The sequence below is a fragment of the Leptotrichia sp. oral taxon 879 str. F0557 genome (genome assembly GCF_000469385.1).
Lineage (GTDB): Bacteria > Fusobacteriota > Fusobacteriia > Fusobacteriales > Leptotrichiaceae > Leptotrichia > Leptotrichia mesophila.
The window spans coordinates 59,315-69,858 of record NZ_KI271351.1 but is presented as its reverse complement, the minus strand read 5'-3'; the positions used below and the strand labels follow the sequence as shown (position 1 = coordinate 69,858).

Sequence of the window (10,544 nt, the reverse complement as noted above, 5' to 3'; positions counted from 1 at the left end):
GGTAGTTCGTAGAACATTTCGCCATTATCTCTAAGTGATGTCAGTTAAATATATTGAAATAACTGTTATTGCGAAAGAGGGCATGGCGTTTGATGCCCTTACGTTAAAAAAGATTAAGAATATAAAATAAAAAACTATTATTAATAAAAATAATCTAAAGTAAAAAAATAAAAAAAGGATTGGTTTATTGAGGGGAATTTTAGGAGAGAGGAACATTGAAAAGAATGAAAGACAACAAGATAAAAATTATTGGAGCAAGGGAACATAATTTGAAGAATATTGATATTGAGATTCCTAAGAATGAACTTGTGGTAATTACAGGAGTTTCAGGGAGTGGGAAATCTTCGCTTGCATTTGATACGATTTATTCAGAAGGGCAAAGAAGGTATGTGGAGAGTTTGTCGGCTTATGCGAGAATGTTTATTGGGCAAATGCAGAAGCCTGAATTGGATAGTATTGAGGGGCTTTCGCCTGCGATTTCGATTGAGCAGAAAAGTGTTTCTAAGAATCCACGTTCGACTGTTGGGACAACTACGGAAATTTATGATTATATGAGGCTTTTATGGGCACATATTGGAGAGGCACATTGTCCAATTTGTCATCAGAAGGTGGAAAAACAGTCGATTCAGGAAATTGTGGATAATCTTGTGAATGGTCGAAATGAAAAGGACAAATTGATAGTGTTATCGCCTGTTGTTATTGATAAAAAAGGGACTCATAAAAATTTATTTTTAAATTTGCAGAAAAAAGGATTTCAGAGAGTTCGGGTAAATGGAGATATTTTGGATTTAAATGACACAATTGACTTAGATAAGAATAAAAGACATAATATTGAAGTTGTTGTAGATAGACTTGTTGTAAAAAAAGATGACAAGGAATTTTTAAGTAGAATTACAGAAGCCATTGAAACAGCGAGTGAGCTTTCTAATGGAAAAATTATTGCAAATGTGAATGGAGAAGATAATAAATATAGTGAAAATTTTTCTTGTCCAAATCATCCTGATGTGATTTTTCCAGATGTTGTGCCAAGACTGTTTTCGTTTAATGCACCTTATGGGGCTTGTGAAGTTTGTAATGGGCTTGGTTCAAGATTGGAAGTGGATGAAAATAAATTAATTGTAGATGAAAATTTATCAATTAATGAAGGTGGAATTGTTTTTCCAGGAGCAACTACGAAAAAGGGTTGGAACTGGGATTTATTCACGGCAATGGCAAAAGCTCATAAAATCGACTTGGATAAAAAGGTGTCTGAATTGACTCGGAAAGAGAAAGATATAATTTTTTATGGAAGTAATAAGAAGTTTAAGTTTTCTTGGAGCGGGGATAGTTTTAGTTATAATGGAAATAGAGAATTTGAAGGAATTGTGAATAGTATTGAACGTCGATATAGAGAAACTGCTTCGGAATCGGCAAAGGAAGAAATGGAAGCAAAATATATGACGGAGAAAACTTGTAAAACTTGTAAAGGGAAAAGATTGAAAGATGTTGTTCTAGCGATAACTATAAATGATAAGAGCATTATTGATCTGACAGAAGTAAGTGTTGTTGATGCACTGAAATTTTATGAAAATATTACACTTACTGAAAAGCAGATGCAAATTGCAGCTGAAATATTGAAAGAAATAAAAGAGCGGCTAAAATTTATGATAAATGTAGGACTTGACTATTTGAGTCTTTCCAGAATGACAAAAACTCTATCTGGTGGGGAATCACAGAGAATAAGGCTGGCAACTCAGATTGGAAGTAGGCTTACAGGCGTAATTTATGTACTGGATGAGCCAAGCATTGGACTTCACCAGAGAGATAACGACAAATTGCTTGCAACTTTGAAGGATTTACGTGATATTGGAAATAGCCTGATTGTCGTTGAGCATGATGAGGATACAATGAGAGAAGCTGATTATCTGATTGATATAGGACCAGGAGCTGGAATTAATGGTGGAGAAGTCGTTGCAGAAGGGACTCCGAAGCAAGTTATGAAAAATAAAAAATCATTGACTGCACAATATTTGAATGGAAAAATAAAAATAGAAGTACCTGAAAATAGAAGAAAAGCCACTAAAGAAATTGTTTTGAAAAATGCGAAGGGAAATAATCTGAAAAATGTTACAGTACACATTCCACTAGAAGTATTTACAGTAGTTACAGGAGTTTCTGGAAGTGGAAAATCTACATTGATAAATCAGACACTTTATCCAGAACTTCACAATAGACTTAATAAAGGAAAATTATACCCGCTGGAAAATGGTGGAATAGAAGGACTTGAGCATTTAGAAAAGGTAATTGATATAAATCAATCGCCGATTGGAAGAACTCCTCGTTCAAATACTGCAACTTATACGAAAATATTCGATGATATAAGAGATTTATTCGCTCAGACAAATGATGCGAAAGTAAGAGGATACAGTAAAGGAAGATTTTCATTCAATGTAAAAGGTGGACGATGTGAAGCCTGTGGTGGTGCTGGAATTAATAAAATCGAGATGAATTTCTTGCCTGATGTTTATGTGGAATGCGAAGTTTGCAAAGGAAAACGTTATAATAGAGAAACATTGGAAGTACATTATAAAGGAAAAAGTATTTCGGATGTTTTAGATATGACGGTTGAGGAAGCATACGAATTTTTTAAGAATATTCCAACTCTTGAGAGAAAATTGCAGACATTAATTGATGTAGGAATGAATTATATTCAACTTGGACAGCCTGCAACTACCCTTTCTGGAGGAGAAGCTCAAAGAATAAAACTTGCCACAGAACTTTCTAAAATTTCACGTGGTAACACAATTTATGTACTTGATGAGCCTACAACAGGACTTCATTTTGAAGATATCAGAAAATTGCTGGAAGTATTAAATCGACTTGTAGAAAAGGGGAATACAGTACTTGTAATAGAGCATAACCTTGATGTTATAAAATATGCTGACTATATAATAGATATAGGTCCTGAAGGAGGGCATAAAGGCGGACAAATTATTGCACAAGGGACTCCAGAGGAAATAATAAAATCTCGAAAATCACATACAGCAAAATTTTTGAAAAAATATTTGAAGTAAAATTTTGTAATAAAAGATAAAACTAATTTTAAAAATATGAAATAATAAATAATATTTTGTATTATTAGGTCAAGCAAATACTTGAAAATTATTTTAAAATATACTCGAACCATTTAAAATTGAACTGCTGGAAATTATATAATTTAAGGTTTGAATAAAATAGTTGTAACTTTTGAGTTCTGTTTTAAACTAGTTTTACTATAAGTTCAAGTAAATTGTAACAAAGAAAAGGAGAAAAATATTGGTTATGAAAAGTAAAAATTCATTTTTAAAAACGGCGTTATTAATGCTAATAATGATGTTTGGAGTAATTTCCTGCGATTTTTTGGCAAATAAAACCATTCGCGTGCCAAATTCTGTAATTGAGTCAAAGGCTAAGGAAAAATTTCCAATTACAAAAAATTTTCTGGTAGGGAAAATTACTGTAAAAAATCCTAAGATTTCGTTTAAGGATAATAGAGTGTATGTTGTGACAGATTATGATGCTTCACTTTTGGCGGACAGGTCAGAAGGAGTCATTGAAGTAAATAGTGAAATTAAGTTTGACGAAAATACTAATCAGCTTTATCTGGTAGACATGCAAGTCGAAAAAATTCTGGATAAAAATGGTAAAGATATGGTCTCAACACCTGTTGCAAGATCAATGAAGGCATTAATAGCAAATTACTTGGAAACAAATCCAGTTTATAAATATGAGCCAGATGGCAAGAAAAAAGTTAAAGTAAAAAATATGTTTATAAAAAATGGAAAATTGTTTGTACAAACTTAATAAAAATAAGTTAAAATTACAGTGGAATTTAGATTTCGCTGTATTTTTTTTGAAATAAAGTTGTAATTTTAAAATTTCTTTGGTAAGATTAAATGAGGATACTTATTAGGAAGGAAAATACAAAATTGGAAAAATTATTTAAGAAATTAAGTAAATTCACAAGTTCATCTATCGTGGATAGAGGAATTAGATATTTTAATAAGAAAAAAGTAGAGTTGACTACACTTATAAAAACAGGAGATAAGATAACTGTTGAATCAAGAGTTGCAGGAAGTTATAGGAACAGTTATTATGTGGATATAATTTATTTTGCAAGTAATAGAAAACAGGATGAAAGCATAGTGTATGAATGTGACTGTCCAAATTTTTCTGATACTGGAAAACCGTGTAAACATATTATTGCGAGTGGAATAGCGGCTGACAAGGAAATTGAGGCTGGAAATATTTATTTTAAGGAAAATAGGGAATTTAAAAGGGAAGAAGAGGAAGAAAATATTGATAGCTATATAGCAATTTCAGAAGATGAAGAGTATGATGAAATTTTTAAAAAGGATAAAAAATCTTTTTGGAAAAAAGAAAAAAATATCTACAAGCAAATTGAAAAAGAAGAAATTAACGAGTTCAGGGAAAAGCTGATGGAATTAAAGGATAGGCTTGATAAGAATGAAATTCCAGATTCAGAAAAAAATGAATACAGGCTGGAACTGGAAATAAGCCAAATAGTACCGACATTATCATCCTTGAGGGTAAAGGCAGGAGAAAAAAGCTTGCATTATGTAAAGGATTTGGAATCTTTTATCAGTTCAATAGGAAAAAAAGAATCTTATGAAGTTACACCAAAAAATATTTACAATCCAGATTTGCATTATTTTAATGAAACAGATAAAAAAATAATAAAGAATCTGGATGACTATTTTAAGAATAAGCAGGGATTTGGAATGCATTTTAACAGTTATTATGGAAAAATGCAGGGTGAGCCGATGAATCCGTTGCTGGCAGAACAGGTATTTTCAGCTGTAGAAAATAGAAAAACAATAAGATCTGAAGGCAAGACACTTTATGTTACAGGAGAATATGAGCCGATATTTGCATTTCAGAAGGATAAACGTGGAAGAGAAAAAATAATTCTAAGGGATTTTATAGTCTTATCATCTACAAGCCGTTATTTTAGCTTGAGAAACGGCATATCAAACATTGAGAAATTTCATAAAATGAGTGATGTGGAATGGGAGATAATGAATACTCTTACAGATGGAACTAGGAGCGGAACAGAATATCTAAATGAAATATCAGGAAAATTAGTCAACGAAATAAAGGAAGTGCTTTCAAAATATGAAATTCCAGTTGCCCAAATTACAGAAGAATATGGAAAAGTAAATATTTTCGTAGAAGAAGGGCATAGTAAAAATAAACTTCAAGTAACGATTTCCTGCCTTGAGAAAAGCATTAAGACCGATGATGGCTATTTTATTCCGAAAAAAAATGAAAAGTTGCAAAAAGAAATTTCTGAAAATTTTCAAAAATATGCAGATGCAAAGCTTGTTGAGAATCACTGGTATTGGGAAAATGGATTTCATAATATGCCAAAACAGCTTAAATCAGCTGACATTGTACTGGAAATTGATAAAAATGAATTTCTTGCGATAGCGGATATTATTGACGAAAAATATGCTGAAAATGTGAATATTAATGTGAGTGACAAGATAAGGAAAATCCGTAGAATTGGCGTGGAAATCAATATAAAATCTGCTGAAAATGAACTTTTTAGTGTAAATTTCAATATTGAGGGAATTGATGAAAAAGATGTGGAAACAGTTTTGGACGCAGTAAGGAATGAAGAAAAATTCATTACGCTGTCAAGCGGGGAACTTGTGAAAATTGCCAACAGGAGCGCTGAAGAGATGATTGGGATTGCTGATGCGATTTCAGATTTGAAAATTGGAGAAAATAGAATTTCCAAGATAAAAGCCCTGCAGCTGGCACAAATTTCTGGAAGTATTAACGAGGAATTAAATGAAATGGAGGAATTTAAGCATCTTTTCCAAAAAATAAAAAATCGTGAAATTAAAGAGCCGTCAAATATAAAGGTAAAACTATTTCCTTATCAGAAAATCGGCTTTAATTGGCTAAAAAATATGTATGATATTGGCTTTGGCGGGATTTTGGCAGATGATATGGGACTTGGGAAAACTTTGCAGGCGATTTCGCTCATTTCGGAAATTCAGCTGGAAAATAAGGATTTATTCGGGATAATTATTGTTCCGACTTCACTTTTGCATAATTGGAAGGAGGAATTTTATAAATTTTCGGATATAAAGCCAATTCTTGTAGAAGGAGCTGCCAATACAAGAAAAGAGCTAATTGAAAAAGCTGAAAAAGGAATTTTGATAACAACTTATCAGACTTTTAGAAATGATGTAAAAAATTATAAAAATAAAAAATTCGATGTGGCAATACTGGATGAGGCACAAAATATAAAAAATGTATCTTCACTTGTAAAAAAAGCAACGGATAAGCTAAACAGCTCTGTAAATTTTGCACTTACAGGGACTCCAATTGAAAACAGCATTATGGAACTCTGGTCAATTTTTGATTTTATCTTGCCTAATTATTTAGACAACTTAACAAAATTCAGAAAAAAATATAAAAATTCATTAGATAAGCCAGATTCTAAAAAAATATTTAATTTGAAAAAAATAGTTTCTCCATTTATTTTGCGAAGAACAAAAAAGGAAGTATTAACAGAATTGCCTGAAAAAGTAGAAAACAATATGATAGTAGAATTAAGCAGTGAACAAAAAAAATTATATATGGCATACGTAAAACAGGCAAAAAAAGAGCTTAGAGAATTTGATAAGGAAGAAAACAATAATCTGAAAGTACTGGCAATTTTAACAAAATTACGCCAAATTTGTAATTCTCCGCAGCTGTTTGATGAAAATTATAAAGGTGAAGTTGCTAAAATTGAACTTTTAAAGGAACTAATGCCAGATATTTTGGGAAATAACCACAGAATGCTCATATTTTCACAATTTTTAGGAACGCTGGAAGAAATAAAGGCAGAACTGGAAAAAGAAAAAGTTAAATATTTTTTCATAGACGGAAGCGTGAAATCAAAAGAACGTATGGAAATTTCCAAAAAATTCAATTCAGGTGAAGGACAGGTTGTTTTAATTTCGTTAAAGGCTGGAGGAACAGGATTAAATCTGGTTGGAGCAGATGTTGTAATTCATTATGATCCGTGGTGGAATTTTGCTGTGGAAAATCAGGCAAGTGACAGGGCTCACAGAATCGGACAGAAAAAAAGTGTTCAAGTTATAAAACTGATAACAGAAGGTACAATTGAGGAAAAAATAATAAAACTTCAGGAAAAGAAACGAACCTTGAGTGAAAATATTTTGGAAAAAAACAATAAAAGTGATAATCAGAAATCAAAAGACATTTTTGAGATGAATGAGAAAGAATTGATGGAACTTTTGAGTTTTGAAAAATAACATATTGGTTTGAAAAATTTCAAAAATTTTAGATTGCAGTGCTTATGAAAAAGAAATTTTATAACATTGACAATATTTAAGAAAAATGATATACTGATTTAGTCATACTAGCCGGGGAGTTAGCGGTGCCCTGTATCTACAACCCGCTTTAGTAGAGGTGATGTCAAATTTGAGGAAAGTTTTAGTGTCAATGCCTTATTTCAAAAGTGTTGATAAAATAGTCCTGTATTGTAGAGAGTTAGCGAAATGTGTCAGGTCGGGAACGAAGCAGCACTAAGTTAGTTTCTCTAGGTTTACAGGGTAGCTGTTTTTGAGCTTTTGGATTAAGAAACGGATGGTAGAATGTTTTCGAGAATTTGATGTATGACTTTTTGTTTTTATTTAAGTAACTAAAATTATTATCTTAAAACTAAATTTTTTTCAAAATTAAATTTATTTAGTTTTGTTTTAAAAAGCTAAGTGTGGTTTAATAATTATTTTTTTTAGTTTAGTTTCTTTTGCTACGAATGGAGGTTTCACGATGAAAGTAGTTGAATGGGATAAAAAGGAGAATATAAGTAAAATTTTAATAGATTTACTGCAGATAGATCCAAAATTTTCTTTTGACAAAGAAAAGGAGGATATATATATTTTATATAATGATGAAGAATTATACGGGTATGCAATCTTAGATTTTAATGATATTGCAGAACTAAAAAAAATATTTATTTTACCAAAATTGAGAAATAATGGATATGGAACCTTTTTTTTAAAATATATAATTAATTGGATTACAAATAAAAATTTTGACTCACTAATCATAACTAATCATAAAAAAATGAATAATTTTCTTGAAAAACAGCGATTTATAAAAACAGAAGATGGATATATATTGAATAATCTGGCAGAAACTAAAAGACAGAAAAAAAATATGTTATCTATTTCCAAGTTTGCTATTTGTATAAATATTGTTTTGGCTTTATTAAAAATTATAGCTGGAAAAATTTTTTACAGTATGTCGTTGCTTTCTGATGGATTAAATTCACTTTCTGACTTGATTACCAATGTATTGGTTATAGTGGGATTAAAGGTTGGGAGCAATCCTGAAGATAAGGAGCATCCATTTGGGCATGGAAAGATAGAGTCTGTTTTTAGTGTAATAATTGGTACATTTATAATGATAACAGCTTTTGAGCTTATAAAAGATAATTTTTCAAAATTAATTTCCTTTAACAGCGAAAATAATGTAAATACCACATTTATTCCAATAATTATAACCGTTCTAGCAATACTGATAAAAATTTTTCAATTGGTTTTTATGCAAAAAAAAGCAAAAAAATATAATAATACTTTGATAAATTCACTTCTTGCTGATTATAAGACAGATATTGTAATATCAACTTCTGTTTTGATTGGGCTTACTCTATCAAAGATTCATCCTGCATTTGATACAATTGTAGGATTTATTGTGTCGATGTATATTATAAAGAGCGGTTATGAACTGATAAAGGAAAATTCTTTGATATTGCTGGATTCACAAGATGATGCTCTGATTGAAAAAATTCGTTCAGAAATATTACAATTTGAAGAAATTGAAAATGCGCACGATTTTCGCATGACTACTTCTGGAAAAGACATTTATATGTTTGTAGATGTACGAATGGATAAAAATAAGACAATTGAAGAAGCACACGATATTACAAATAAAATTTCAAAAAAAATTAAACACAAATATAAAAATATAAAAAGACTTTTGATTCATATTGAGCCTGTTTATTCAGAGTGATTAAAGTTTATTTTATTAAAGAAATATTTTTTTATTAAAAGTGAAATACTAGTAAAATTAATAAAATATAAAAAAATATCATCTTTTTTAGTTTGTATAATAAAATTTAATATAAATTCAAATTTTTTTATAAGTAAAATATTGTATACTAATTTTTTATAAAATATAAATCAGAGAAAGGATAACATAATAATATAATAAAATATATTTTATGTAGGAAGAAAAATTATGAAATCAATTAAAGGAATAACTTTTATTTTTGCTAGCATAGCTATAACATTATATGCTTGGATTAGTGCAGGTGCTATAAGAAATATTACAGCAGGGTTAGCTTTGACTACGTTATCACTAACATTTATGTTGGCAACAAGAGTAAAATTATTAGAAAAATGGTTTAATGGGATAGAAAAAATGTATTTTTATCATAAATTAATGGCAGTATTTTCGGTAATTTTATTAGTAATGCACCATAAGAGTAAGGGATTTGGACTTTGGAGCGAGAGAATTCCAGCAAGATTGGGGAATATAGCAATCTATTTATTTATAAGTGTGGTTATAGTTGCATATATTTCAAAAAAATTAAAATATGAAACATGGAGATGGATACATAGAATAGTATTTATAGCATATATAATTGGTCTTTGGCATGGATTTACGTATTCAAGGAAAGCTTTTACATCAGTTAATTTATTGAGCTTAGTAATAGAGGTATATGCTGTTTTAGGGCTTGTTTCAGGAATTTATATAATATTTTTATATCAAAAAATTGGATTTAAAAATAATGGAAAAATAGTATCAGTTAAGAGATTAAATCATGATACGACAGAATTAGAAATAGAATTAGATAAAAATTTTGATTATAAATATGGTCAATTTGCTTTTATTAAAATTTTTCAGGAAGGATTTGAGAAAGCGCCTCATCCGTTTTCAATTTCTGGTGGGAAAGGAAATAAAATATTTTTTACAATAAAAAATTCAGGAGATTATACTTCTGATATTTACCAAAATCTTAAAGAAGGAACAAAAGTAAAAATTGACAGGGCATATGGTCATATGTTGTTAGAAAAAGGAAAAGAAAAACAAATATGGATAGCTGGTGGAATTGGGGTTACTCCGTTTATTTCATACATCAGAGAGAACGAAAAAATAGATGGAAATATTGATTTTTATTATGCTTATACAGGAGAAGAAAACGCAGTTCATATAGATATGATGAAGCAATTCGCACAGAAAAATCCTAATTTTAAATTAAATCTCGTAGACAGTAAGGTTTCTGGATATTTAAATTTTGATAATTATAAATTAGAAAATGGTACAACTGTCTTTATGTGTGGCTCAGTAAAAATGATGGATAATTTTGCGACTGTATTTAAAAAATTAAACTCTAATGTTGAGTTAGTTTATGAAGGATTTAAATTTAAATAAATATAATTTGAAAAGTATTAATTTAATAAATTTAAGAT

General features: G+C 29.8%; 5 protein-coding genes and 1 other RNA gene. All 6 read left to right on the top strand.

Going from position 1 to position 10,544, the window contains the following annotated elements; all coding sequences use genetic code 11:
* Positions 1-224 precede the first annotated feature (224 nt).
* The 6 genes from uvrA (at position 225) to HMPREF1552_RS10280 (ending at position 10,506) form a co-directional block, all read left to right on the top strand.
* Positions 225-3,053, top strand: a complete 2,829-nt coding sequence (gene uvrA, locus HMPREF1552_RS10300) for an excinuclease ABC subunit UvrA (RefSeq protein ID WP_021745131.1) — start codon at positions 225-227, stop codon at positions 3,051-3,053.
* A gap of 247 nt (positions 3,054-3,300) precedes the next feature.
* Positions 3,301-3,822, top strand: coding sequence for a DUF1439 domain-containing protein (locus tag HMPREF1552_RS10295; RefSeq protein ID WP_021745130.1), 522 nt, complete (start codon positions 3,301-3,303; stop codon positions 3,820-3,822).
* A 125-nt stretch (positions 3,823-3,947) separates the two neighbouring features.
* Positions 3,948-7,316, top strand: coding sequence for a DEAD/DEAH box helicase (locus HMPREF1552_RS10290; RefSeq protein ID WP_039901615.1), 3,369 nt, complete (start codon positions 3,948-3,950; stop codon positions 7,314-7,316).
* Positions 7,317-7,418: 102 nt separating this feature from the next.
* Positions 7,419-7,683: signal recognition particle sRNA large type (gene ffs, locus HMPREF1552_RS11915), an RNA gene on the top strand.
* Positions 7,684-7,836: 153 nt separating this feature from the next.
* The gene (locus tag HMPREF1552_RS10285; RefSeq protein ID WP_021745128.1) at positions 7,837-9,081 is read left to right on the top strand and encodes a GNAT family N-acetyltransferase; all 1,245 of its coding nucleotides are present in this window, start codon (positions 7,837-7,839) and stop codon (positions 9,079-9,081) included.
* Between the two features lie 228 nt (positions 9,082-9,309).
* Positions 9,310-10,506: a ferric reductase-like transmembrane domain-containing protein gene (locus HMPREF1552_RS10280; RefSeq protein WP_021745127.1), complete on the top strand. Its 1,197-nt coding sequence runs from the start codon at positions 9,310-9,312 to the stop codon at positions 10,504-10,506.
* Positions 10,507-10,544 lie beyond the last annotated feature (38 nt).

What these genes read in the sequence shown, in the direction of transcription:
- uvrA (WP_021745131.1), top strand. Translation starts at nt 225, where the DNA reads ATGAAAGACAACAAGATAAAAATTATTGGAGCAAGGGAACATAATTTG.
- HMPREF1552_RS10295 (WP_021745130.1), top strand. Translation starts at nt 3,301, where the DNA reads ATGAAAAGTAAAAATTCATTTTTAAAAACGGCGTTATTAATGCTAATA.
- HMPREF1552_RS10285 (WP_021745128.1), top strand. Translation starts at nt 7,837, where the DNA reads ATGAAAGTAGTTGAATGGGATAAAAAGGAGAATATAAGTAAAATTTTA.
- HMPREF1552_RS10280 (WP_021745127.1), top strand. Translation starts at nt 9,310, where the DNA reads ATGAAATCAATTAAAGGAATAACTTTTATTTTTGCTAGCATAGCTATA.